Source organism: Nonomuraea sp. NPDC049400 (assembly GCF_044466425.1).
Taxonomy (GTDB): Bacteria; Actinomycetota; Actinomycetes; order Streptosporangiales; family Streptosporangiaceae; genus Nonomuraea.
Window position 1 is genome coordinate 115730 of record NZ_JBITMP010000026.1, and the last position, 23969, is coordinate 139698.

23 protein-coding genes are annotated in these 23969 nt (G+C 70.6%); 9 read left to right on the forward strand and 14 right to left on the reverse strand.

Annotated elements, in window-relative coordinates; all coding sequences use genetic code 11:
* Nucleotides 1-37 precede the first annotated feature (37 nt).
* Nucleotides 38-397 carry a hypothetical protein gene (locus tag ACIBVN_RS34635; RefSeq protein ID WP_397143713.1) on the reverse strand — a complete coding sequence of 120 codons (360 nt, stop codon included), beginning with the start codon at nucleotides 395-397 and terminating at the stop codon, nucleotides 38-40.
* A gap of 151 nt (nucleotides 398-548) precedes the next feature.
* Here ACIBVN_RS34635 and ACIBVN_RS34640 point away from each other — a divergent pair, with 151 nt between their 5' ends.
* Together ACIBVN_RS34640 and ACIBVN_RS34645 are read left to right on the forward strand one after the other, a co-directional pair.
* Nucleotides 549-1487 (forward strand): hypothetical protein, encoded by a 939-nt coding sequence (locus ACIBVN_RS34640; RefSeq protein WP_397143715.1) that lies wholly within the window; start codon nucleotides 549-551, stop codon nucleotides 1485-1487.
* Nucleotides 1488-1657: 170 nt separating this feature from the next.
* The gene (locus ACIBVN_RS34645) at nucleotides 1658-2671 is read left to right on the forward strand and encodes a hypothetical protein (RefSeq protein WP_397143717.1); all 1014 of its coding nucleotides are present in this window, start codon (nucleotides 1658-1660) and stop codon (nucleotides 2669-2671) included.
* Nucleotides 2672-2691: 20 nt separating this feature from the next.
* Here ACIBVN_RS34645 and ACIBVN_RS34650 read toward each other — a convergent pair whose 3' ends face one another.
* Nucleotides 2692-3132: an Lrp/AsnC family transcriptional regulator gene (locus ACIBVN_RS34650; protein ID WP_397143719.1), complete on the reverse strand. Its 441-nt coding sequence runs from the start codon at nucleotides 3130-3132 to the stop codon at nucleotides 2692-2694.
* 79 nt (nucleotides 3133-3211) lie between these two features.
* Here ACIBVN_RS34650 and ACIBVN_RS34655 point away from each other — a divergent pair, with 79 nt between their 5' ends.
* Both ACIBVN_RS34655 and ACIBVN_RS34660 read left to right on the forward strand, forming a co-directional pair.
* Complete coding sequence (locus ACIBVN_RS34655; RefSeq protein WP_397143721.1) at nucleotides 3212-3967, forward strand: AzlC family ABC transporter permease; 756 nt, start codon at nucleotides 3212-3214, stop codon at nucleotides 3965-3967.
* Nucleotides 3960-4286, forward strand: a complete 327-nt coding sequence (locus ACIBVN_RS34660) for a branched-chain amino acid transporter permease (RefSeq protein WP_397143723.1) — start codon at nucleotides 3960-3962, stop codon at nucleotides 4284-4286. The genes ACIBVN_RS34655 and ACIBVN_RS34660 overlap by 8 nt, the downstream gene beginning before the upstream one ends.
* A gap of 18 nt (nucleotides 4287-4304) precedes the next feature.
* Here ACIBVN_RS34660 and ACIBVN_RS34665 read toward each other — a convergent pair whose 3' ends face one another.
* Complete coding sequence (locus tag ACIBVN_RS34665) at nucleotides 4305-4484, reverse strand: hypothetical protein (RefSeq protein ID WP_397143725.1); 180 nt, start codon at nucleotides 4482-4484, stop codon at nucleotides 4305-4307.
* Between the two features lie 109 nt (nucleotides 4485-4593).
* On the opposite strand from ACIBVN_RS34665, the gene ACIBVN_RS34670 reads away from it, so the two are divergent.
* Entirely contained in the window at nucleotides 4594-5073 is a 480-nt protein-coding gene (locus ACIBVN_RS34670; RefSeq protein ID WP_397143727.1) for a MarR family winged helix-turn-helix transcriptional regulator, read from the forward strand.
* Here the strand turns inward: ACIBVN_RS34670 and ACIBVN_RS34675 are convergent.
* Complete coding sequence (locus tag ACIBVN_RS34675; RefSeq protein WP_397143729.1) at nucleotides 5070-5585, reverse strand: XdhC family protein; 516 nt, start codon at nucleotides 5583-5585, stop codon at nucleotides 5070-5072. The two genes, ACIBVN_RS34670 and ACIBVN_RS34675, sit on opposite strands and share 4 nt — an antisense overlap.
* 32 nt (nucleotides 5586-5617) lie before the next feature.
* A complete protein-coding gene (locus ACIBVN_RS34680) occupies nucleotides 5618-6436 on the reverse strand; it encodes a class I SAM-dependent methyltransferase (protein ID WP_397143731.1) in 819 nt (272 codons plus the stop codon).
* 51 nt (nucleotides 6437-6487) lie between these two features.
* On the opposite strand from ACIBVN_RS34680, the gene ACIBVN_RS34685 reads away from it, so the two are divergent.
* On the forward strand, nucleotides 6488-7081 hold the full coding sequence (locus ACIBVN_RS34685) for a TetR/AcrR family transcriptional regulator (protein WP_397143733.1): 594 nt from the start codon (nucleotides 6488-6490) through the stop codon (nucleotides 7079-7081).
* Between the two features lie 45 nt (nucleotides 7082-7126).
* Here the strand turns inward: ACIBVN_RS34685 and ACIBVN_RS34690 are convergent, their stop codons facing one another.
* From ACIBVN_RS34690 to ACIBVN_RS34720, 7 genes are all read right to left on the reverse strand, one after another.
* Complete coding sequence (locus ACIBVN_RS34690; RefSeq protein ID WP_397143735.1) at nucleotides 7127-7861, reverse strand: dienelactone hydrolase family protein; 735 nt, start codon at nucleotides 7859-7861, stop codon at nucleotides 7127-7129.
* 174 nt (nucleotides 7862-8035) lie between these two features.
* Nucleotides 8036-9733 (reverse strand): hypothetical protein, encoded by a 1698-nt coding sequence (locus ACIBVN_RS34695; protein ID WP_397143737.1) that lies wholly within the window; start codon nucleotides 9731-9733, stop codon nucleotides 8036-8038.
* Between the two features lie 4 nt (nucleotides 9734-9737).
* Nucleotides 9738-11624 carry a glycoside hydrolase family 127 protein gene (locus ACIBVN_RS34700; protein ID WP_397143739.1) on the reverse strand — a complete coding sequence of 629 codons (1887 nt, stop codon included), beginning with the start codon at nucleotides 11622-11624 and terminating at the stop codon, nucleotides 9738-9740.
* 28 nt (nucleotides 11625-11652) lie between these two features.
* Nucleotides 11653-12462: a carbohydrate ABC transporter permease gene (locus tag ACIBVN_RS34705; protein WP_397143741.1), complete on the reverse strand. Its 810-nt coding sequence runs from the start codon at nucleotides 12460-12462 to the stop codon at nucleotides 11653-11655.
* Nucleotides 12459-13373 (reverse strand): carbohydrate ABC transporter permease, encoded by a 915-nt coding sequence (locus ACIBVN_RS34710; protein ID WP_397143743.1) that lies wholly within the window; start codon nucleotides 13371-13373, stop codon nucleotides 12459-12461. The genes ACIBVN_RS34705 and ACIBVN_RS34710 overlap by 4 nt, the downstream gene beginning before the upstream one ends.
* A gap of 31 nt (nucleotides 13374-13404) precedes the next feature.
* On the reverse strand, nucleotides 13405-14685 hold the full coding sequence (locus tag ACIBVN_RS34715; protein WP_397143745.1) for an extracellular solute-binding protein: 1281 nt from the start codon (nucleotides 14683-14685) through the stop codon (nucleotides 13405-13407).
* 66 nt (nucleotides 14686-14751) lie between these two features.
* The gene (locus ACIBVN_RS34720) at nucleotides 14752-15789 is read right to left on the reverse strand and encodes a LacI family DNA-binding transcriptional regulator (RefSeq protein ID WP_397143747.1); all 1038 of its coding nucleotides are present in this window, start codon (nucleotides 15787-15789) and stop codon (nucleotides 14752-14754) included.
* A gap of 360 nt (nucleotides 15790-16149) precedes the next feature.
* On the opposite strand from ACIBVN_RS34720, the gene ACIBVN_RS34725 reads away from it, so the two are divergent.
* Nucleotides 16150-19767, forward strand: a complete 3618-nt coding sequence (locus ACIBVN_RS34725) for a LamG-like jellyroll fold domain-containing protein (protein ID WP_397143749.1) — start codon at nucleotides 16150-16152, stop codon at nucleotides 19765-19767.
* A gap of 46 nt (nucleotides 19768-19813) precedes the next feature.
* On the opposite strand, the gene ACIBVN_RS34730 is transcribed toward ACIBVN_RS34725, so the two are convergent.
* On the reverse strand, nucleotides 19814-20800 hold the full coding sequence (locus ACIBVN_RS34730) for an aminoglycoside phosphotransferase family protein (protein ID WP_397143751.1): 987 nt from the start codon (nucleotides 20798-20800) through the stop codon (nucleotides 19814-19816).
* Between the two features lie 120 nt (nucleotides 20801-20920).
* Between ACIBVN_RS34730 and ACIBVN_RS34735 the strand changes: the two genes are divergently transcribed.
* On the forward strand, nucleotides 20921-21436 hold the full coding sequence (locus tag ACIBVN_RS34735; protein ID WP_397143753.1) for a hypothetical protein: 516 nt from the start codon (nucleotides 20921-20923) through the stop codon (nucleotides 21434-21436).
* A gap of 87 nt (nucleotides 21437-21523) precedes the next feature.
* On the opposite strand, the gene ACIBVN_RS34740 is transcribed toward ACIBVN_RS34735, so the two are convergent.
* The gene (locus ACIBVN_RS34740) at nucleotides 21524-22807 is read right to left on the reverse strand and encodes a protein kinase (protein WP_397143755.1); all 1284 of its coding nucleotides are present in this window, start codon (nucleotides 22805-22807) and stop codon (nucleotides 21524-21526) included.
* Between the two features lie 187 nt (nucleotides 22808-22994).
* Here ACIBVN_RS34740 and ACIBVN_RS34745 point away from each other — a divergent pair, with 187 nt between their 5' ends.
* Complete coding sequence (locus ACIBVN_RS34745; protein WP_397143757.1) at nucleotides 22995-23969, forward strand: pirin family protein; 975 nt, start codon at nucleotides 22995-22997, stop codon at nucleotides 23967-23969.

Sequence of the window (23969 nt, forward strand, 5' to 3'; positions counted from 1 at the left end):
TAGACCAGGCGTTCACCGGCGCCGACTGCCTTGTCCCTTACCTGGAGACCAGCCACCGCCAGCGGGGCAGCTCCAGGACCAGGGTGACCAAGGCCAGCACGGACACCAGCACGGCGGCGAACACGTGCCAGGCCACCCACGCCGCCGCCACCGCGGCCACGAGCTGCAACAGAACCAGCGCGATCGTCACCGGTCCCGGCACCGCTACGATCACGTTCCGCTTGTCACCCGGAGTGGAGAACAGCGTCGGCAGCCCGATCAGCACCACGACCGACAGCACGGCGAGCAGCACGGAATGCGGGGCGAGTGCCCACGGGGTCGCGACCCAGGCGAGCAATTCGGTGGCGAACCGGAACGCGGACGCGACGCGGTCGTCCGGGCGCGGAGCGGAGGGCATGCGCGTAATGTACCGTTCTCCGCCCGACGCGTCCCCGCGGGCCTCAAGCGTCCTCGTCCGGTACGGCACTGAGTAGGGGGGTACTCTTGTGCTCCCCGCCGGGGGAGCTGATTCTGAGGCTCCGGAAAGCACCCAGCCCCGGGGGGATTCCATGGCGTCATCGCGGTCACGCGTCCTCATCATGGCCGGCGTCCTCGCTCTCGTGGCGGTACTCGGGATCGCCTGGCTGGTCGGCGTCGCCACGAGCAACGGAGTGGAGCCGCAGGCCGGCAGCGGTACGAACGCCCCCGCGAGCGGTGTGGACGCCCAGGACGGCTCGACGGACGCGCCCGACGGCTCGACCGGCGCACCTGACGGCTCGACCGGCGACGCGCCCGGCCAGGGCACGACCACTGATGCCGGGCAGCCGCCGGGCGGCGGGTCCACGCCGGAGGAGTCGCGCAACAACCGCCGCAGCATCCGCTGGAACGGCGTGCGCCTCGACGGCTCTCCCGGCGACGACGGGTGCGTCACCATCATCAACAAGACCTCCACCGTCGGGACGATCGAGTCCGTCTCCTTCACCGTGCGCTCGGGCCCCGGCCGTGCCACCGCCCGGACGGCCCCCGGGCACTGCGAACCCACCGGCGACCCTCTGTGCCAGGGGGTCCGGTTGAGGCCCGGCTCCCAGTGCCTCGCGGGAGCGATCATCACGGGCGACGCCTCTGACAGCCCGTACGTCATCCAGGCGGTGGTGCGCTTCCGGTACATGTGCGTCAACGTCGAGGACGCGCCCTGCGACGAGGTCCGCAACTGGGGCGGCCGGCCGCCGACGGCGCAGGCACCGGTGGAGGTGACCGGCACGACTGCCAACAACGTCCCGCAGTTCGAGTTCTACATCGGCGGTTCCGGCACACCGGACGGCGAGGACGAATCGAGCACCTCCCCCGAGCCGACGCCGGACGACACCACTTCCTCCACGGAGGAACCGGGCACCTCGGATGACGACTCAGGCACGGAGAACGACGGGTCCGCAACGTCGGATGACGGCTCCGGAACGTCGGATGACGGCACGAGCAGCGAAGACACGGCCACTACTCCGGAGGGCTGATGACCGGCGAGACCCGACAGTCCCCCGGACCGCCCGACCGGCAAAGGGCGAGCGCACCTCCGGCCACGCCGGCGCGAGCGCCGCAGCCCGCAGCCGAAACCGCAGCCGGGCTGGATACGTCTGGTGGCCACGAGACGCATGGCGGAAAGGAGACTTCTCGCGGGCAGGCGGTGGCTCCTGGTCAAAAGGCGCCCCCTGAGCAAGAGACCCCTCGTGAGCAAGAGACCCCTCGTGAGCAAGAGACCCCTCGTGAGCAAGAGACCCCTCGTGGGCGGGAGACGGCGGACGGGCAGGAGGCTGCCGACGGGGAGGAGGCGGCGAGCGGGCAGGAGGCGATTTCGGCACGGGTCAGGAAGCTCGCCGAGGCCATAGGCCCCACCACGCTGGCGACCGCGCTGCTGATCTACTTCGGCTACGTGGCGACCCGCGCCCGATACGACTACTTCGGCATCTCCCTGGAGATGACCGGCCTGTCCAACCAGAGCCTGCTCCTCGACGGCCTCGAGGTCGTGTACGTCCCGGCAGCGCTGATCGGCCTCGGCACGCTGCTGGTCGTCGGCCTCCACGCCGTCGTTTCCTGGCAGCTCGCCCGCCGCCCCGGCGACGTGACCAACACCTTCCTGGCCGCCGGCCTCGTGCTCGCCGGTGCGCTCCTGGTCGGCCGTGCGATGATCGGCATGTTCCTCCACGACTCAAGCACCAGCATCCTCATCAACCCCACCCCGTTCGCGCTGGCGTTCGGCCCGGCGACCGTGGCGTACGGGATCCACGTCCTCGGCAAGAACCGCGGCCGCCCGCTCATGTCACCACGCCTGGCCAGGAACGGCGCGCTGAGCGCGCTGGGCCTGGCCGTCGCCGGCCTGTTCTGGGCCTCGACCCAGATCGCCTGGGCCTACGGCAACGGCCTCGGCGAGGAGGACGCGCAGAGACTGCAGAAGCGGGCCGAGGTCATCCTCGACGTGAAGGAGCCGCTGCAGGGCGTCCCCACCGGCGTCACCCATGCCCCGCTGAACACCACCGGCAAGGACCCGAACTTCGCGCACCGCTACCGCGGCTTCCGGCTGCTCCTCGCCTCCGGCGGCCGGCTCTTCCTGGTGAGCCCGAAGTGGCAGCTCGGCCGCGACCAGACGATCGTGGTCCCGTACGACAACAGCATCCGCATCCAGCTCATCCCTCAGCCTTGACCCATCCGAAGGCGCCGGAGCTACGGGGCCGGCTTGACGTTCTTCATCGTGAAGCGCGAGCTGATGCTCCTGACCCGCGGGATGGTCATGACGTGCTGGCTGAGGAAGGTCTCGTAGGCGGCCAGGTCGGCGACGGCCACGCGCACGAAGTAGTCGGGGCTGCCGAACAGCCGCCGCAGCTCGATGACCTCCTCGGCCTGCGCCAGGCTCTGCTCGAAACGCTCGACCGTCTCCGCGTCCTGGGCGTCGAGGGTGAGGTCGACCAGGACCTCGCAGGACCGGCCCACGGCGGCGGGATCGATGACGGCCCGGTAGCCGCGGATGACGCCCTCGGCCTCCAGCCGCTGGACGCGCCGCAGGCAGGGCCCGGTGGTGAGCCCGACCCGGTTGGCCAGCTCGACGTTCGTCAGCCGCCCGTCCCGCTGCAACTCGGCGATGATTGCTCTGTCGATCCCGTCCATGAAATAAGATTGCACCACAGGCTGCCGGGTGAGCAACATTCGCAACCACATGGCGCGTGTTCTGCGAGAACATTGAGGGGTGCGACAAGACGTTCCGACCCTGATGACCGCACCGGCGCCCGCGCCGGTCCGGGCCACCCGGCACCCGCAGATCGCCGCGGGAGTGCGCGACTCCTTCTCCGCCGGACTGGGGATCTTCCCGCTGGGCATCGCCCTCGGCCTGCTGATGCTCCAGGCCGGCCTGCCCTGGTGGCTCACCCCGGCCCTGTCCCTGGCCACGTTCGCCGGCTCCCTGGAGCTGCTACTGGTGGGCATGATCGCCACCGTCACACCGCTCGCCGCGGTCGCGATGACCGTCCTGGTGGTCAACTTCCGGCACGTCTTCTACGCCTTCTCGTTCCCGCTCCACCTGGTCAAGAACCCGCTGGCCAAGGCGTACGCCGTCTACGCGATGATCGACGAGGCGTACGCCGTCAACGCCTCGCTGCCGGCGGCGGAGCGCTCGGCGCCCCGGCTGCTGGCGATGCAGATCGCCTGCCAGAGCTACTGGGTCGGCGGCGGCCTGGTGGGCGTCGCCATCGGCGCGGCCCTGCCCGCGCCGGTCAAGGGCCTGGAGTTCGCCCTGTGTGCCCTGTTCACCGTGCTCACCCTGGACGCGTTCCGCTCCCGCCGGGAGATCCCCTCGGCGCTGCTGGCCGGGGCGAGCGTGGCGGTCGCCCTCGTTCTCACCCCGGGCGTCGCCTTGTTCACCGCGCTGCTGCTGTTCGTAGCCCTGCTGCTGGCCCGCCACGCGCTCGCCGTCCGGTGGTCCGCCGCGGAGGCCGCCGATGCCTAGCACCGGCTACCTGATCGCCGTCCTCGCGATCGTCTTCATCATCACGATGGCCCTGCGCGCCCTCCCCTTCGCGGTGCTGCGTACGCTGCGCACCTCGCCGATCGTGCGGCAACTGTCGGTGTGGATGCCGGTGGGCATTCTGGCGATCCTGGCCGTGACCGCCCTGCACGGCACCATCGCCGCCGAACCGCACGCGACGCTGTACGCGCTGCTCGCGGTCGCCGTCACCGCGGGCGTCCACCTCGCCTTCGGCCGCCGCACGATCCTGAGCGTCGGGATCGGCACCGCCGCCTACGTCGTCCTCGTCAACGCCTTCTGACGTCCGTACGCGCCGCCGTCAGGAGTAGAAGTGCATGACGACGGCCAGCCCGACCACGTGCGTGACCACCACCACCACGATCAGCGAGATGAACACGAACTTGGCCGGGCCGTGCTCGAAGTGCTTGCCCTCCTTCAACGGCGGCAGCTTGGCCTGGCGCTCGGCGATGCGCTCCTCCAACGGCTTGCGGTGAAACACGGGGACGTCCTCCCAGGCCCGGCTCCCAGGTGATTTGCCTGGCAACTGTTTGTAGGCTATTAGTTTGTACGCAAAGCAATTTACCAGGGACATGGGGAGGTGCCTACGGATGGAGCCTGTGACAGAGGCAACAGATCTCCTGGCGCTGGACCGGCAGGTGTGCTTCGCCCTCAGCATCGCCTCGCGCAGCGTGATCGGCCTCTACCGGCCGCTGCTCCAGCCCATGGGGCTGACCCATCCGCAATACCTGGCCATGCTCGCGCTCTGGCAGCACGAGCCCCTGTCGGTCAAGGAGCTGGGCGAGCTGCTGCGGCTCGACCCCGGCACCCTGTCCCCCCTGCTCAAGCGGCTCCAGGCCCTCGGCTACATCCACCGCGACCGCAACAGCAAGGACGAACGCGCCCTGGCCGTGACCCTGACTCCCGCCGGGCGGGAGCTGAGAGCGGAGGCGGAGAAGATCCCGCCCGCCATCGTGGCCCGGCTCGGCATGGACCTCGACGAGTTGCAAGACCTGCATCAGGTGTTGATGCGGGTGATCGCGGCGACACGTGACCCCGACGACCCGGAGCCACAGGGCGGTACGCGCTAGAAGGCGAAGCCGCCGGGGCGGCCGTTGCGGTCGGCGATCAGCCCGGCCAGGGTGGCGACGGCGATCTCGGGAGGAGTGCGCGAGCCGATGTTGAGCCCGATGGGCCGGTGCACCCGGGCGATCTCCTCCGGCGGCACGCCGAGCTCGGCCAGCGCCCGCACATGGGGGGCGGTGTGGCGGGCACTGCCCATGATGCCGACCCACCGGACAGGGAACTTGAGCAGGTCGCGCAGGATCGGGCCGATCTCGTCGCGGTGATGGTCGGTGAGCACCACGTCGGCCGTGGCGTCGAGATAGTCGCCGAGATCCGTCACCGCGGTGAATCCGTCGACGAGCCGCCCAGGGTCCGGCTCGAGCAGGATCGGGCGGAAGCCGAGCTCGGCGCCGAACCTCAGCAGGCAGTCTGCCACCGGAGAGGCGAAGACGGCGACCAGCGTCCGCCCGGCCAGCTCGCCAGGAGCCTCGCGATGGGCCACCTCACACGCCGGGTCCTCATCATGGGTGTGGCTCATATCAGCAGTCTGACATGACCCCGCCCGCGAGGTCAGGTTCGCACCGCGGTGACCGCCAGCGTGGTGATGGGCATGGTGAAGCCGCCTCCGATCGCGTCGATGGCGGCCCCCACACCCTCCAGCACCTCGTCCAGCTGACCGGGCGAGAGCCGGGTGAGGCCACCGGTCGTGGGCAGGAACTCCAGGTACGCCTCGCGGGTGTAAGCCTGTTCCCAGTCGTATCGCCGCTGCTCCGGGTCGCCGAAACCGCCCACCTCGCGGATCCCGTCGGCGAACTTGGCGAATCCCGCCTGGTAGAGGTCCACGGCCCGCCCCGGCGGTTGCATCAAGGACCGCATTTCGGGCACCACCCGCTGGTAGACCTCGGCGAAGGCCTCCGACACGGCGCTCGGGGCCTCGAAGACGTGCGCGAACACCGCCAGCAGGCCGCCGGGCCGCAGCACCTGCGCCGCCTTGGCCGCGCCGACGGCCGGGTCCACCCAGTGCCAGGCCGTCCCGGCGACGACGGCGTCGAATGCCCGGCCGGCCGGATCCCATGCCTCGAACGTCGCCACCTCCGTCTCCACTCCGGCGCGCCGCGCGAAGTCGGCCATCCGCGCGTCGGGCTCGACGCCCAGCACCGTGCAGCCGGCCGCCTGGAACTGCCGGGCCGCGATCCCGGTGCCGCAGCCGACGTCGAGGACGTCGGGCCCGGGGCTTGCGGAGACGATCTGATCTATCAGGTCGTCGGGGTAGCGGGGCCGGGCCCGGTCGTAGCGTTCGGCGTCCACACCGAACGACTCCGCTACTTGCCGAGCTTGATGGGGTGGCTGCGCAGGAGAAGGCTTTCCCGCCTCAGGTATAGTGGGCATGCGCCCACCATAGTGGGCACTTGCCCACTCAGCAAGCCAGGGGGACGACGGGTGCCGACCGGGATAGCCATCCGTGACGTACGCGAGCAGTTGTTCGACGCCGCCGAGCGCATCCTGCTCCGCGACGGCCCGGAAGCGCTGACCAGCCGGGCGGTCACCACAGAGGCAGGCGTCGCCAAGGGTGTCCTGCACCGGCACTTCGCCGACTTCGACGCCTTCCTCGCCGAGTTCGTGCTGGACCGCATCCATCGGATGGACCCGCAAGCCGCCGCCCTGCGCGAATCCGCCGGGACCGGCACCGTCGCCGGCAACCTCACCGACGCGCTGATCGCCGTGTTCGGGTCGGTCGCGGTGGCGATCGTCCCCCTCATCACCTTCCGGGACGAGCTGCGCGACCGGCTGCGTGAGACGTGGCCGGCCGGCGTCCCGGTCCTGACGGACGCCTGCATCATGATCGCCTCCTACCTCACCGCCGAGCAGGAGCTGGGCCGCATCGCGGCGGACGCCGAGGTCGACATGCTCGCTCCCATGCTGATCGGGGCCGGGCACCTGCTGTTCGCCGACCGGAAGGGACCGACGCCGGCGGCCGAAGCCGTTCACAAGACGGTGACCTCGGTCATCGGCGGCGTCGTGCGAGAGGCGTGACAGTCGGCGTGCGGCATTTTGTGACACGAGGACGGCCGCCCGGCGCTAGGCGTGGTTCGCGACGTGCTTGTCGAAGAAGTCGAATGTGCGCTGCCACGCGTCGTCCGCCGCAGCGCGGACGAGGCCGTGACGCAGCGGGAACAGCGCGAGTTTCGCGACGGGGTGGTGGCCGTCGGTCATGAAGGAATGCCCGGCGCCCGGATAGATCTCGACGTCGTGCTCGATGCCGAGCGCTCGCATATGCTCCTGCAGCCGCCTGCCGTGCGGCCTGAAGCCTTGGTCCCGGCCGCCGTAGGAGCCCACGACCGGGCACACCGACCGCAGCTCTTCCCGGTCACGGGGAACCGCGCCGTAGTTCACCGACGCGGCGCGCACGCCGGGCGGCGCGCTCGCCGCGTACGCGAGGGCGAACCCGCCGCCCATGCAGAATCCGATCAACCCGAGCCGCTCGCCGTCGACGTCTTCGCGCCCGGCCAGCCATTGCCGGGTCGCGTCGATGTCGGCGGCCGCCCGGCCCGGCTTACCGGTCACGAACTGGTGCATGGCCCGCGACAGACACCCGATCCTGGTGCCGTGGCTGTACAGATCCGGCAGCACCGCCGCGTAGCCACGTTCGGCGAAGAGGTCCACCACATCCAGCATGTCCGGTTCGATGCCGTAAATCTCGTGCACCACCACCATCCCCGGCCACCCGCCCGCGGGCGCGGCCCCCTCAGGCAGTGCCAATGTCGCCGCCAGCGAACCGCCGTCCGGCAGCGAAATGCGCACGTCTTCTCTCATCAGCACCCCTTAACAGCGAAACGCGACGCAGCGAAGTTTAGGGTTCGCCCTCGATCCGCGAATGACGGCGGGCGCCTGAAATTCTCACCGTCCCTGCCACCGCTGACACGATCCCCCCAAAGCACGGAAGCCACGGCGATCCGGCGCGGACCCGCCGGATCGCCGGGCCTCACCTCAGGTGACCTGGATGTAGTCGAGTTCGGCGTACCCGGTGCCGCCCGCGAAGTACGGCGAGCCCTTGGCCAGGCGGATCACGTTGTAACCGGCCCGGAGGGTGACGGTGGTGGTGATCGTGGCGCCGAACTGCCCCCAGCCCGAGGTGGGCGGGTAGCTGACGGTGGTCCACGGGCCGCCGTTGTAGGCCAGCCCCTGGGTCGCGGTGGCGCCGGTGCCGTTGGCGTACCCGATGGTCATCGTGTACGAGCGCGCGGCAGGCACGTTCACCACGAAGTCGACGTAGCTGTCGGTGCGCGGCGTGCCCGAGTTGTCGATCCGGCCCACGTAGCCGCCGCCCGACGCGCTGGAGGCGCTCAGCCGCTGGGCGCGGAACACGGAGGCGTTCTCGGCCTCGTACCGCTGCTGGAAGGCGGGCACCCCGCTGACCGGCTCGACGACGAGCTGGTAGGCGCTGGTGGCCGACATGTTGGGCACGGACACGCTGAGCTGCCCGCCGCTGACCGTCTGGGTCGTCGTGGAGATCGTGGTGGGGGCGGTGACGGCGGTGAAGCGGCCGCTGGACGGGGTGGACGACAGGCTGACGCGGACGCTGGAGCCGAGCGCGCCGAGGCCCGTGAGGTTGACGGTGTTGGTGCCGGCCTCGTTGCCGAACACCACGTTGACGATCTTGCGGGTGGGGTCGTAGGAGGCGAAGCCGTCCAGCCCTGTCGTCGTGGTCGACGTGGTCGTGACCATGTTTCCGGCCATGTCGCCGTACCACTTGTACAGCCACCAGGTGCCGGTGGGCTGGTTGTTGTTGACGACCAGGCCGTTCATGGTGCCGTACTCGTACCAGAAGGCCCGGTGCGCGGACTCGACGCCGCCCCGCTCCAGTTTGGCGACGTAGCTGGCGATCCTGCCGGGCACGTCGACCTCGCTGGTGGCGGCGTACTCGTTGATGGAGATGCGGCGCGGGCTGATGCCGAGCGAGGACTCCAGGTTGCGGTAGTCGGCGATGTCGGAGGCGATCCTGGTGGGGTTCTGCAGCTCGTGCCAGCAGATGATGTCGGGCAGGGTGCCGGTGTTCTTGGCGTTGGTGAGGAACGACTGCATCCAGGAGCGGTTGTAGGTGGCGGTGCTGGGCCCGACGATCGGCGTGAGGGTGTCGAGCGCGCGCACCGCCCGGTACGTACGCACCCAGGCGTCGTTGAAGTTGCCCGCGGCGGCGGTGTTCCAGGTGTAGTCGGGCTCGTTCCAGAGCTCCCAGCCGATGACGTTCGTGACCGTGGTGGCCGACAGCCGGGCGTTGACCATGGTGTTGACCTTGGCCAGCCAGTCGTCCCAGCTGACCCACCTGTAGGGGAAGTCGGGGTAGATGTCGGGCATGCGGATGAACTCGCCCGCGCCGACCCGGGTGGCCTGCGGGGCCACCAGCAGGGAGTCGCCGCCGGGCGGCTGGCCGTTGGGACGCTGGCCGACGCCGGGCGCGGGCTGGGTCAGGGAGTTCACCTTGATCGGGAGCAGGGTGGAGTCGGCCGGCCGGGAGTTCTCGGCCAGGCCGTACAGGCCGCCGGAGGCGACGTGGGTGACCGGCCTGAACGGCTGCGCGACGTTGACGGTCAGCGTCGCGCCCGCCGCCGCGGCCGGCGGCGCGGTGGTCACCAGAGCCGTGGCCGTGGTGACCAGGGCTAAGGCGAGCACTCGGAATCGGGGCATGGTGTCACTCCTTCTCGATGGGCAACCAGACGCGCATGCTCGACGGGCCGCGATGGGCCCACGAGTGGTACGGCCGCAGCGGCACGTCGATCCACTCGACGTCCGCCGCGCAGGCAGCCGCGGCACCGGAGTAGGCCCACGGCCGGTCGGGGGGTGCGGCCAGGCGGCCACGGACCCGGGCGCCGCCGGGCTCGGCCCGCGGCCCGGACAGGGGGTCGATCGCCAGGGCGTCGAGCCCGCCGGGGTGCGGGAGGTCGTGGGACTCGACGCACAGGACCTCGGGGCCCCGCTCGACGGCGACGCAGCCGCGTACCGCGTCGATGCGGGGGTCCGGCCAGGTGAAGCGGGGCTCCATCGGCAGTTCGAGCGTGATGACCTCGCCCGCCCGGAAGGCCCGCCGCACCGTGGCCATGCCGGGCTCGACCGGGCGCGCCCGCCCGTCCTCGGCGAGCGTGGCGCCGGCGGCCCAGGCGGGGACCCGCAGGGCGAGCGTCCAGAGCCCGTCGCTCAGGATCCGGACGCGGATGGTTCCGCTTTCGGGGTAGGCGGTCTCGACCTCCACCGCCGGCTCCCGCCCGTCCGGCAGCTCGGCGCGGATGGTCGAGGGGGCGTACTGGTGGATCTGGAGTCCGTCGTCGTCGGCGGTGGCGAGGTAGCCCTGGAGGCCGGCCAGGGTACGGGCGACGTTGGTGGGGCAGCACGAGACGTCGAACCAGGCGGCCCTGACGCCGGCCTCGGCCCGCGGGCTCACCTCGTCCGCGTCCGCCGGCCTGCCCGGGGCCCGCTGGTGGAGGGGGTTGGCGTAGAAGAACGCCGTGCCGTCGGGGCTCGGGGAGGTCGCGATGACGTTGTAGAGCGTGCGCTCGATCAGATCGGCGTAGCGGACGTCGCCGGTGGCGAGGTGGAGGCGCCAGGAGACCATGATCGAGGCGACGCCGGCGCACGTCTCGCAGTAGGCCCGGTCCGGCGGCAGCTCCCAGTCCTCGCCGAAGCCCTCGTCCTGGTGGCGCGAGCCCATGCCGCCGGTGATGTAGGTGCGGCGCGCGACCGAGCGCTCCCATTGCCGTGCCACGGCGCCCAGCAACTCGTCGTCGCCATGTTCGACGGCGACGTCCACGGCCGCGGCGGTGAGGTAGAGCGCGCGGACGGCGTGGCCGCGCCACACGTCGGCCTGCCGGATCGGGATGTCGTCCTGGAAGTAGGCGCGTCCCAGCGGGATGTCCCTGAGCGTGCCGTGCCCGCGGCGGTCGAGGAAGAGGCGTGCCTGCTCGATGTAGCGCTCCTCCCCCAGTGCCCGGCCGAACTCGGCGAGGCCGACCTCGATCTCCGGATGCCCGCAGATCCCGGCCCTGCCGTCCGGGCCGAACGTGCGGCACACGTGGTCCGCGGCCCGCCGCGCGATCCGTACCAGCTCGTCCTCGCCGTGCGTGCGCAGCCGGGCCACCGCCGCCTGCAGGAGGTGGCCGGTGTTGTAGAGCTCGTGGCCCATCTCGAGGTCGCTGTAGCGCGGCGGCTGCTCGCCGTGCCCGAAGCAGGTGTTGAGGTACCCGTCCGGGTCCTGGGCGCGGGCGACGCGCGCGGTGAGCCGCTTGATCGCCGCCTCCGCCTCCGGGCTGCCGGTACGGCCCCACTCCCAGGACAGGGCCTCCAGGAGCTTGTAGACCTCAGAGTCGGAGAACGACCATCCGGGGCGGTCGGGTGAGGTCGTCCCGTCGGCGACCCGGTCGAAGTTCGCCAGCCAGCCGAGGCGCTCCATCCACGACTCGCAGTGCGAGAGCGTGGCCGTGGCGTTCACGGCCTGCCGGCTCCCCCAGAACCCTCCGGTGATGGAGACCTGCGCGAGCCCGAGGGGGCGTACCCGGCCGTGCGACGGCAGCACGGGGCTGGTCATGTGGTGAACCTTTCGACGAATGGGTGTTTCAGTCCTTCACCGCGCCCGCGGTGACCCCGGCGGCGATGTAGCGCTGCGCGAGGACCAGGAGGAAGGCCGCGGGGATGGACGCGATCACGGCGGTTGCCATGATCGAGTTCCACTGCGTGGTGTTGTTGCCGATGTAGCGGAAGATGCCGAGCGTGATCGGGATCACGTCGCTGTTGCGGTTGAGGGTCGAGGCGAAGATGAAGTCCGACCACGCCCACAGGAACGCGAAGAGCGAGACCGTGATCACCGAGTTGCGGCTCAGCGGCAGGATGATCGACCGGAACGTGCGCCAGGTGCTCGCCCCGTCGATCTGCGCCGCCGCCATGAGCTCACCGGGGATGCTCGCCATGAACGCCCGGAAGAGCAGCACCCCGAACGGCACGGCCAGCGTCGAGTCGGCGACGATCAGACCCGGGACGGTGTTGAGCATCCCGAGCCTGATGTAGATCGCGTAGAAGCCCATGGCCATGACGACGCCGGGGATCATCTGCGCGACCAGCAGCAGGAAGTCCATCCCGCGCGCGCCGAGCGGCCGCAGCTTGGCCAGCGAGTATCCGGCGGGCAGGGCCACGACCAGCGTGAGCGCGACGGTGCCGAGGCCGATGAACAGGCTGGTGGCAAGGGCCGGCAGCTGCTGGGCGAACGCCGCGGCGTACCCCTCGAACGTCGGGTTCCAGGGGAACCAGTGGGGCGGGTCCGCGCGCATGTCGCCCGTCCTGGTGAGCGAGACGTTGAACATCCAGTAGACCGGGAAGAGCATCAGCCCGACGAGGACGACGCCCACCACCGTCTTCCAGTGGGACTTCATACGCGTTCCTCCTTGCGCTGCAGGCGCACGTGCAGGAGTCCGGCGGCGAGGGCGATGAGGATGAGCAGGTTGCCGACGGCCGCCGCCGGTGAGAAGTCGGGCTGACCGGTGCCGAACGCCTCGCGGTACGACCAGATGGCCAGCGTGGTCGAGGCGTCCGCCGGCCCGCCCTTCGTCATGATCCAGATGATGTCGACGACCTTGAGCGTGTAGATCAGGCCGAGCAGCAGCGTGATCGCCGACACCGGGCGCAGCAGCGGGAAGGTGATGCGCCAGAACCGCTGCCGGCCGTTCGCCCCGTCAAGACCGGCGGCCTCGTACAGGTCGGCCGGGATGTTCTGCAGCCCGGCGTACAGGATGACCAGGTTGAACGGGATGCCGAGCCAGATGTTGGCGATGGTGACGGCCAGCAGCGAGGTGTCGGGAGACGTCAGCCAGTTGATCTGGCCGATCCCGAACGCCTGCAGTGCCGCGTTGACGATGCCGTTGTCGCTGTTGAGCATCCACGACCAGGTCGAGGCGGAGACGATCAGCGGCAGCAGCCACGGCACGAGGAACATCGCGCGCAGCACCGCGGACAGGCGGAAGTTGCGGTGGAAGAAGACCGCGAGCGCCAGGCCGATGGCGTACTGGGCGGCGATGGAGACCAGGGTGAACAGGGCGGTGTTGCGCAGCGCCGCGGCGAACGTGTCGTCGGACAGGATGGCCACGTAGTTGGCCAGCCCGGTGAACTCGGGATCGCCCCGCACGAACGCCCGCGGCGTGTAGTCGTGCACGCTGAGGTCGATGTTGCGGTAGAGCGGGTAGGCGTAGAAGACGGCCAGATAGATCACGAGCGGGGCGAGGAAGGCGAGGGCCGTCCACTGCCGGGACCGCCGCCGGGGGGCCGCGTGGACCGCTCCGCGCGCCATGACCGCTCCGGTACGAAGGGATGTCATCGGATCAGCTGCCGGTGGCCTGCTTCGCCTGGGCCTGTGCCTCCTTGAGCGCGTCGGCGGGGCTGGCCGACCCGCTCAGCGCCTTCTGCACCCCGGTCCACAGCGCCTCGGAGATCTTCGGGTACTTGGTGCCGAGGTTGTCGCTGGTCCGGCCCTTGGCCGACCGAACGGCGTCGACCCACGGCTTCAGTTCGGGCTCCTTGGCCAGGATCGCCTGCTGGCCCTCTGCGGTGGAGGGGATGTAGTACGCGAACGTCGTACCGGTCTCCACCAGGCCCTCGGGCGTCGTCATGCACTCGAGGATCTTCTTGGTGGCGGCGTAGCGCTTGGTGTCCTTCTGCACCGGGACCGTGATGAACTCGCCGCCCGTGGGCGTTGGGGCGATGCCTCCGTCCTTGCCGGGGATCTGCACGATCCCGGTGGGGAAGCCCGCCTTCTTGGCGCTGTCGATCTGCCAGGTGCCGTTCTCGGCGAACGCGAACTGCCCGGTCAGGAACTCCTCCCAGGTGGTGTTCTGGGAGTTGCTGATGACCGAGTTGGGGGCGGTGCTGTCCTTGACCCACTTCGTCCACAGGTCGAGGGCCGCCACGGCCTGGGGCGAGTCGAGCTGGGTGAGCTGCGCGCCGGAGCCCCAGAACCACGGGAGGAACTGGAACGAGCCCTCCTCCGTGCCGATGGCCGAGAAGGTGATCGGCTTCTTGCCCGCGGCCTTGACCTTCTTCAGCGCCGCGTCGAGCGAGGCCCAGTCCTTGATCGACTTCGGGTCGACACCGGCCGCGTCGAGGATCTTCTTGTTGTAGTAGAGCGCGAGGGTGTTCGCCCCGATCGGGATGCCGTACGTCTTGCCGTCCAGCTCGCCGGCGGCGATGAGGTTCTTGTCGAACCTGGCCGTGTCCAGGCCGAAGTCGGACATCGTGCTGAGCATCCCGGCGTCCGCGAGCGTCGAGACGGCGGGGTTGTCGAGGAGGATGACGTCCGGCGCGTTGCCCTCCTGGCCGGCGAGCAGGGCCTGGTTGGTCAGCGCGGTCGTGTCGTAGGCCGTGCGCTTGATGGTGACGCCGGCCTGCTGCCCGCAGGAGTCCACCCGCTTCGCCCAGGCGGAGGACGCGTCGTGCTGCGGATAGGGGTCCCACCACGTGTACGCGCTCCCGCCCGCGCCGCCATCTGCGGAGGCGGTGGCGGTGGCGCCGCCCTGGGGGGCGGACGCGCAGGCGGTCAGAGCGGACAGCGCCAGGACGGCGGTTCCGAAGACCGTCGCCCTCGTGGACATCGACGGACGGTTCATCGACTACTCCAATGTTAGCGCTCACAACGAGCGCGGCCAGAAGGGTTCGAGGGTCGGGCCCGCGCGCTAGCGGGCGTTGGGGAGAGGTGCTCTCGGGGGTGCGGTGCTGCCCCGGGAGACCAGTTCGGGAGAGATGAAGCGCACCACGAACGGCTCGTCGCGCGCCGCCGGGGACTCCACGCGGCGTACGAGCTGGCGCACCGCCATGGACCCGAGGCGGTCGGGCGCGCTCTCGATGAACGAATAGGGCAGGGAGAAGGTCGCGGCGAACTCGGCGGAGTAGCGCCCGATGACCGACAGGTCCTCGGGCACGCGCAGCCCTCGTTCGTGGGCGACGGAGGGCAGCGCCGCCGTGGCCGCCTCGTTGTTGACCATCAGGCCGGTCGCCGACGGGTAGGCGTCGAGCAGCGCGTTGAGCAGGCGGCCGACGGCCGGCTGCCGGGACTCGCCGTACACCGCGTGCAGGGTGACGCCGAGCTGGCGGGCTCGTTCGAGCGCGGCGTCGCGCAGCCGCCACACGTACGCGCCGCCCCGCTCGACCACGTGCTCGGGCTGCGAGATCAGGATGAGCTCGCGGTGGCCGAGGCGGTGGAGGTGGTCCACCATCACCCGGCCCGCCTCCTCGAAGTCGAGGTCGAACACATCCAGCCCCGAGCAGTCACCCGGCAGGCCGACCAGGGCGCCCGGCTGCGGGGCCGCCCGCAGGATGGGCAGCCTCGGGTCGTCCTGCGCGATGTTCATGAGGACGACGCCGTCCACCATGCGCGAGTCGGTGATGCGCCGCAGCGCCCGGGCGCCGTCGGCCTCGGTGACCAGCAGCGTGTCGTAGCCCAGGTCACGGGCGGTGTCGGTGACGCCCAGGATGTACTGCATCATCGCGGGCGCGAACTCGTCTTCGTGGAACTGGGCGAGCAGACCGAGGACCTTGGTCTGGGATGTGGCCAGCGCGCGAGCGCCTGCGTTCGGCGTGTACGCGAGCGCCTCGGCGGCCGCCAGCACGCGGCGGCGGACCTCCTCCGAGATGGGCCGCTTGCCCGACAACGCGTACGACGCCGTGCTGCGGCTCACCCCGGCCTCCCGGGCCACGTCTCCGATCGTCGCCACACTCACCTCCTGTAGTTGAACCGGTTCGACAGTTGCGTTGCGAATGCCCTCACATCGTCGATCCGATGGTGCCTTGTCCTGGGAATCGGCAGGATTGATCCGGCCCGGGGCCGGGCGGTCTCAACCTGTGGTCACCGGGATCGGCGAACCGGTTCAACGATGTGGCTCGACTGTCGCGCCGGCAGGCAGCAGGCGTCAAGAGCGAGGGTTGTCGGCGATACCGAATCGTGACATGCCGGAAACACAAATGATCGACCCATTGACGTGCGGGGCGCGGCTACGTAACCTACGCGAAACCCTCAGTTGCGTTGCCCAGCCCTCCCTGAGAATTGTTAACGCTCACACCTCCCAGGGACCGTGATGACATTCCCGAGCATCACCAAGGCCATGCGCGCCGGGCTGCTCCCGGCCGCCCTCACCATGACGTTAACCACCAGCGTCGCCGACGCGGCGACCGCGGACCCGCCCGCTCCCGTGCTCGTCTACGCGTTCGACACCGACGACCTGTCCACCGGCACGATCAGCGACTCCTCCGGCAACGGCCTGGACGGGACGCTGGTCAACGGGTCCACCGCCGCACTAGTGGACGGCGCGGGCGCAGGCCACGCCCTGAACCTGCCCGGCGGCGCGCCGACCTCCGACGGCGCCTACGTGCGGCTGCCACTGGCCGCGATCAAGGACAGGACCGACCTGACGGTGTCGGCCCGGGTGAAGTGGGACGGCACCGCCTCCTCCTGGCAGTGGATCTACGCCCTCGGCAAGGACACCAGCCGCTACCTGTTCAGCACGCCGTACAACGGTGACGGCCGCCTGCGCACGGCGGTCACCACCTCGGGCGGCGGGGGCGAGGCCAAGGTGACGGGCTATGCCCCGCTGCCGGCCGGCGCCTGGAAGACACTGACGGTCACCCTCGACACCGCCGCCAAGCGCGTCACCACCTACCTCGACGGAGCGGCCGTCGCCTCCGCCGCCACCACGGTGACCGCCGCGCAGCTGATCGACGCCGCCACGACGTCCGCCGGCTTCATCGGGCGCTCGTTCTACCAGGATCCGCTGTTCGACGGCGCGATCGACGATTTCCGCATCTACGGCGCCGCGCTGTCGGCGGAGCAGGTGGCCGCCGTCGCCGGAGGGACGACGCCCACGCCGACGGGCCTGGCCCAGGACGCCTTCGCCGTACGCACGACCATCGGCACCGCGCCGGCTCTGCCGGGCGCGGTCCGCGCCACCTTCACCGACGGCTACGACCGCGACCTGCCCATCACCTGGTCGCCTGTGGCCCCCGAGGACTACGCCGCCGCCGGCACCTTCACCGTGCGGGGCACGGCCGGCGACCGCCCCGTCACCGCCACCGTCACCGTGATCCGCGAGGGCCAGCTCATCATCGACCTGGCCAAGGACACCGGAGCCTTCCACGGCGGCGCGTCCGGCACGCTCTACGGCCTCTATGGGCCGGGATTGCCGACGAACAACCTGATCGAGGGCATGCGGCTGCGCACGGTCTCGACCAAGGCCCAGGACGGCCCGCAGCACCCCGGCGCCGACGCGCTGGAGGTGGTCAAGCCGCTCGCCGACAGCACCGACGGCGACGTGTACATCTACATGACCGACATCCACCGCGGCTTCCCGTACCAGTGGCCCGGGAGCACCCCGCAGGAGAAGCTCGACCTGTTCAAGCAGAAGATCGCCAAGCAGGTGGCCCAGGTCCTCCAGCTAGACCCGAAATATCGGGACAACATCGTCTTCGTGCCGTTCAACGAGCCCGAGGGCAACATGTTCGGCACCGGCGAGTGGAGCTACAACCGGGTCAGCTGGCTCAGTGACCCGCGCGACTACTTCAAGGCGTGGGACGACGTCCACGCGCTCATCAAGGCCAGGATGCCGGACGCCCGGATCGCCGGGCCCAACACGAGCGTGCTGTACGCCCAGGTGAAGGGCTACCTCCAGCACGTCGTCCAGGCGGACACCGTCCCCGACGTGATGACCTGGCACGAGCTCAGCCACCCCGAGCAGGTCAGGGAGAGCGTCAGGCGCTACCGCCAGATGGAGGCCGAGGTCTTCGCGGGCACGAAGTACGCGGGCAGGCAGTTGCCCATCAACGTCAACGAGTACGCCTTCAACTACCACACCTCGGTGCCCGGCCAGATGATCCAATGGGTGTCGGCCATCGAGGAGTCGAAGGTCGACGCGGACATCGCGTACTGGAACATCGACGGCAACCTGTCCGACTCCGCGGTGCAGGCCAACCGGGGCAACGGCCAGTGGTGGCTGTTCAACGCCTACGGCAGCATGAGCGGGCACACCGTGCAGGTCACGCCGCCGTACCCGGGGCAGAACTACACCCTGCAGGGCGTCGCGACGCTCGACCCCGGCAAGAAGCAGGCCCGCGCGATCTTCGGCGGCGCCGACACCGCCGGGCACATCCGCTTCGAGAACGTCCCGGCGGGCGTGTTCGGCCGCAAGGTGCACGCCTGGGTACGGGAGATCCCATGGACCGGCCAGATCGGCGACTCGGCGCAGCCGGAGATCGTCGCCGAGCGGGACATCGCGGTCCAGGACGGCACCGTGGTCATCGACCTGCAGAAGCTCAAGGAGTCGTCGGCGTACGAGATCGTCCTCACCCCCGGGGGCGCGGGCACCGTGACGGCGCCCTCGCCCAAGCTGTGGGAGCGGTCGTACGAGGCGGAGGACGCGAAGTACACCGGCGGCGGCTACAGCCGCAACGGCCCCGAGGGCTCCCCCGCGGACGTGTCGAAGTTCTACACCTCCGGCCGCTACGACGTGGGCGGGCTGCGTACCGGCTCGGACGGCGTGCTCGACTTCACCGTCGAGGTCCCGCAGGCCGGCCGGTACGACCTGAGCGTGTTCGCCAACTCGCTCAACACCTTCGACCGGGTGCGCGAGCAGGGGCCGACCAACGTCTTCGTCCGCGTCGACGGGGGCGCGGAGCAGGAGCTGTTCCTGCCGCTGGGCTACAAGTGGGTGGTCTGGGACCACGCGGACACCACGGTGGAGCTGCCGGCGGGCAAGCACGTCATCTCCCTGGCCGCGCGCAGCCTGGACGGCGCGAAAGCCACCAAGGGCGACGCGATCGTCGACCGGATCCGGCTCTCGCTGCCGAACCCGGCAGCGGCCACCTCCGTCTACGAGGCGGAGCTGGCCGACCTGCGCGGAACCCGCCCGTCGTACGAGGACCGGCACGAACGCGGCATCTCGGGCTCCGGGGTCGTCCCGGTCGACCGCGGCCAGTCGGCCACGTTCTGGGTCTACTCCGCCCAGGACGCCGCCGCCCGTCTCGACCTGAAGCTGCTCGGCTCCGGCAAGGCGTCGGTGGCCGTCAACGGCGTGCCGGTGGCGGACGCGGGGCGTGGCGCCTCGGCCGCGACGGTGTCGCTGTCCGGCGGCATCAACAAGGTCACGGTCACCGGCAGGTACGGGACGCCGCTGGTCGACCGCCTCGAGGTGCGGCAGGTCGCCGGCGCGCTCCCCGCCACCGCCTACGAGGCGGAGTCCGCGCAGCTCGCCGGGACGGCCAAGGCGGCGCAGCTCTCCCTGGCCGGCGGCAAGGCCGCGGTCACCGGCGTCGGCGGCGCCCCCGGCAACGCCAACACGCTCACCTTCCACGTGCGGGCGGCCGCCCCCGGCACGTACGCCATGCGCGTCCGCTACTCCAACCCGGAGCAGTCGGCCGCCACGCACTACAACCCGGACCCGCTCGCCAGGCACGCCGACATCTCGGTGAACGGCGCCGCCCCGCAGCGCGTCATGTTCCCCCACACGTTCCACGAGAACAACTTCTGGGAGCTGACGGTCCCGGTCAGGCTGAAGCAGGGTGAGAACACCGTGCAGTTCTCCGCGGCGGAACTGCCCAACTTCGACGGCACCACCTACGCCTCGGAGACCTTCCCTGGAGTGCTGCTCCGCTCGCAGTACGCCCCCGTGATCGACAAGATCACGGTCGCTCCTTACAGCGGCTGATCCAGGCGAACCCGCCCGTGCCCCGGCCCATCGGGGCGCGGGCGGCTCATATGCGCTGCCGCAGCCAGCACAGCGACGCCTTCCCGAGCGCGTTCGCCATGCCGACCAGGTTGCGGTCCGGCCCGGCGTTCGTGGCCAGCCGCAGCAGGAAGCCGGCGTGCACGGCCAGGAAGACGTTGACCGGTTCCGGGCCGAGGTCGCGGGTCAGCGGATGCCGCTCGGCGAACGGCTGCGGGTCCAGCCCGCTGAGCGAGGCGCTCGACAGCAGCGTGAGCACATCGCAGTGCGCGGGCCCGACCCATGCGTGCGGCCAGTCGACGACGAGGACCCGATCCGGGGTGAGCATGACGTTGAACGGATAGAGATCTCCGTGCAGGAGCGTCCCGCCGGTGAGAGTCGAAGGGGCCGCCTCCTCAAGGGCGATCAGCCGTTCCATGTGATCGGCCGCCCAGGGCGCCAGCTCTCCAAGGGAGCCCCCGCCTGCCGGCTTTCCGAGGAAGCCCTCGTCCGCCAGCGCGCGCCACCCGCCCAGCCGCGGTGGCCCCAGCGACGTCGAGTCGATCGGGGACGGGGTCAGCGCCTGCGCCAGATCCGAAGCCGCGGCGAGCACCCGGTCGAACTCCGCACGCCGCCATGGCTGAGCCGGCAGCCGCCCATCGATGTCCTCGAACACCAGGGCCACCCAGGTGCCGTCGTCATAGGCGTCGAGCAGGCGAGGCACCGGCACCCCGTCGGGAAGCCGCCGGGAGATCTCGATCTCCCGGCGGTGGAACTGCGCCACCCCGGGAGCCACCGGAGAGCTCACCGCCTTGACGAACGCGCCTCCGCCGCCGGCAAGCCGCAGCCGGGCGGCCACGCCCTCGGAGAAGCCGCCCGGCTGGCTGGCGGCGCTGATCACCTTGCTGCCGAGCAGTTCCTCGATCGAGCTCCTCACCTGGGCGGGCACGTCGGCCCAAAGGATGCGCCGCCCTCCGGTCGCCGGCGGCATGCCGCGATCGGCCTCACCACGTTCGGAAACTTCACCAGCGGCCATCTTCCGTCCTTTCTGTGCGCGCTTCGCGTCGCTGGGACCCCTCCCCGGACCGGTGGGGTAATCCTGTGGCACCGGCGCTGACCCGACGCCGGCTCCCCTAGCGATTGGAGGGACACGACTATGCGCCGGCTCCCCGCGGTTGCCCTTCCCGTGATCGCCCTGTGCGCCCTGGCGGGTTGCGGCTCGCCGGAGGCCACGCCACGAGCGGCCTCCCCCAGCGCCGCCGCCTCGACCAGCGCCGCCCCGTCGAGCGCTCCCGCCACGAGCGCGCCTCCCACGACCACGCCGACATCGACGCCCACGCCCACGCCCGAGGCGACCCCGTCCCGCAAGCCCACCTCCAGGATCAAGGACTGCTTCGACGGAGACTGCCTGCTGAAGGTGTCAAGACCGGTCACGATCCCGCTCAACGCCAAGAAGTTCTACTACCCGAAGTTCGAGATCGTGTCCGTCAAGTCGAAAACGCTCACGTACTGGGTGGAGTACCCGCACGGGGGCGGCGCACAGCAGGTGATGGGCGAGGGCTCGCGTTCCAGCTTCGGGTTCCGCTCGCGCACTCCGGTGGAGGTGAGCCTGGTGTCGATCGAGAAGGGGAAGGCGCTGCTCTCCATCTCGCCGGGAAAGCGCGGCGGGTGATCATCGTAGCGGGCCGCCTTCCCCTGCACGCTGCGGCCGTCGGCGATGATCAGCGCGGTCTGCGGCGCGGGGCGTGAACCGTAGCCGTCAACACGTCTGGGGCCAGCAGGTGAAGGGGTTCGACAGGGTGGGCTGCGACCACGTCGGACTGAACGGAGGGGTGGTCTTGGTCTTGGTCTCGGGAGTCGGTTCCGGGGTGGGTCCGGAGCTCGGCTCGGGCGTGGAGCCCACCCTCGACGCGTTGCCCACCGGCGTCTTCGGGGGCACCTTGGCGCGGGTCGGCTTGGTGGTGGGCGCCGACGTCTTGGGGCGGGGCGTCTGCCTGGGCGCCGGGGGTATCGTGCGCCGTTCCGTGATTTTGGTCTTCGACGGCTGCGTGGGCTGGGTCGTGGTGGATTGCACCAGCGGCTGAGACGTCGAGCTCCCCTCGGGGGGTGATCCCACCGGCTGGCCGGTCGAGTTGATCAGCAAGCCGCCCGCCACGAGCAGCGCCGCCGCCGCGCCGCCGGCGAGTGTCAGGATCAGCGCACGGCGCCGCCTGCGCGGCGGAGGAGGCGGGGGCTGCGTGGCCATCGAGGTCAGCCGGACGACCAGGTCCTCGGCGCTCGGCCGCGCGGCCGGATCCTTGGACAGGCTGGCGGTGACGAGTTCGAGCAGCGTTCCGCTGAGCCCGGAGATCTCCGGCTCGTGGTTGAGTATGCGGTTGATCACCGCCGCGGTGGAGTCGCCGCCGAACGCGGACCGGCCCGAGGCGGCGAACACCATGGTCCCGCCCCACGCGAAGATGTCGGCCGCCACCGTCACCGGCACCCCGCCGAGCTGCTCCGGCGCGAGATAGGACGGCGTCCCCATCACCGATCCGCTCGAGGTGGTGCCCGGCGCGTCCAGAGCGCGGGCGACCCCGAAGTCGATCACAACGGGACCCTCAGGTCCCAGCAGGATGTTGCCGGGCTTGAAGTCCCCGTGCCGGATCCCGGCGCGGTGGATGGCGGCCAGCGCGGTCGCGGTGCTGATGGCCAGCCGGTCGAGCGCGGCGCCGCGCCGCGGCCCCTCGACGGTGACGAGGTCCTGCAGCGAGGAGCCGGGCACGTACTCGCTGACGATGTACGGCCGCTGCCCCTCGACGTCGGCGTGGAGCACGGGCGCGGTGGAGAACCTGGCCACGCGCCGGGCGATCTCCACCTCGCGGAGGAACCTGCTCCGCGCGCCGGGGTCGGTCAGCAGGCCGCGATGGAGCAGCTTGACGGCGACCAGCTCGCCGGTCTCCGCCCGCCCGAGGTAGACCACACCCTGGCCGCCCTCCCCGATGCGAGCGACGATGTCGTACGGACCCAACCGCCGCGGATCGTCCTCCAGCAACGGCTGGTTCACGCTGGACCCCCACTATGCATCAACAGACAGGACAAAAAGCTACCAGCGTGACAGTTGGGATGTCTTGCAGTTGCGATCAAGGAAAGAGCAAGACCGCCCGGGCGCGCCGCAGCTGCCCGGGAATGCCCGGCGGCGGCCACGCGTTAAGGCGGGCACAAGTTGAAAATTCAACCACGTTGGAGGGGCCATGCCCGCCATCACCGCCGATACCCTCACGCTGCCGCGCGTCGCCGTGCCCGATCCGGCCTCCGTCACCCGGCGGCCCGTGAGGTCCGTGACGACCGCGCCCAGCGGGTTCGAAGGCGAGGGATTCCCGGTACGGCGCGCGTTCGCCGGCGTGCCGCAGTCCCTGCTGGACCCGTTCATCCACATGGACCAGATGGGTGAGGTCGAGTACGCGCCCGGCGAGCCCAAGGGCACCCCCTGGCACCCGCACCGCGGCTTCGAGACCGTCACCTACATCATCGACGGCATCTTCGAGCACCAGGACTCCAACGGCGGCGGTGGCACGATCACCAACGGCGACACCCAGTGGATGACCGCGGGATCGGGCCTGCTGCACATCGAGAAGCCGCCGGAGCACCTGGTGGTCTCGGGCGGGCTGTTCCACGGCGTCCAGCTCTGGGTCAACCTGCCCCGGGCGCACAAGTTCCACGTGCCCCGCTACCAGGACATCCGCGGCCGCCAGACGGCGCTGCTCGCCTCGGCCGACGGCGGCGCGCTGCTGCGGGTGATCGCTGGAGACCTGGACGGGCACCCCGGTCCCGGCGTCACGTTCACCCCGATCACGATGGTGCACGCGACGGTGAGCCCCGGCGCGCGGCTGGAGTTGCCGTGGAACCCCGCCTTCAACGCCCTCGCCTACGTGCTGGCCGGACAGGGCTACGCCGGTGACGAGCGCAAGCCGGTACGCAAGGGGCAGCTGGCCGTCTTCGGCGCGGGCGGGGCGCTCACCGTCGCCGCCGACCCGGCTCAGCCCCAGGCCGAGCCGAACCTGGAGGTGCTGCTGCTCGGCGGGCAGCCGATCCGCGAGCCGGTCGTGCACTACGGCCCCTTCGTGATGAACACCCGCGCCGAGATCCTGCAGGCGATGGAGGACTACCAGGCCGGCCGCCTGGGCGTCGTCCCCGCCGGACGCGTCCCGCACACCGGAGAGGAGTGA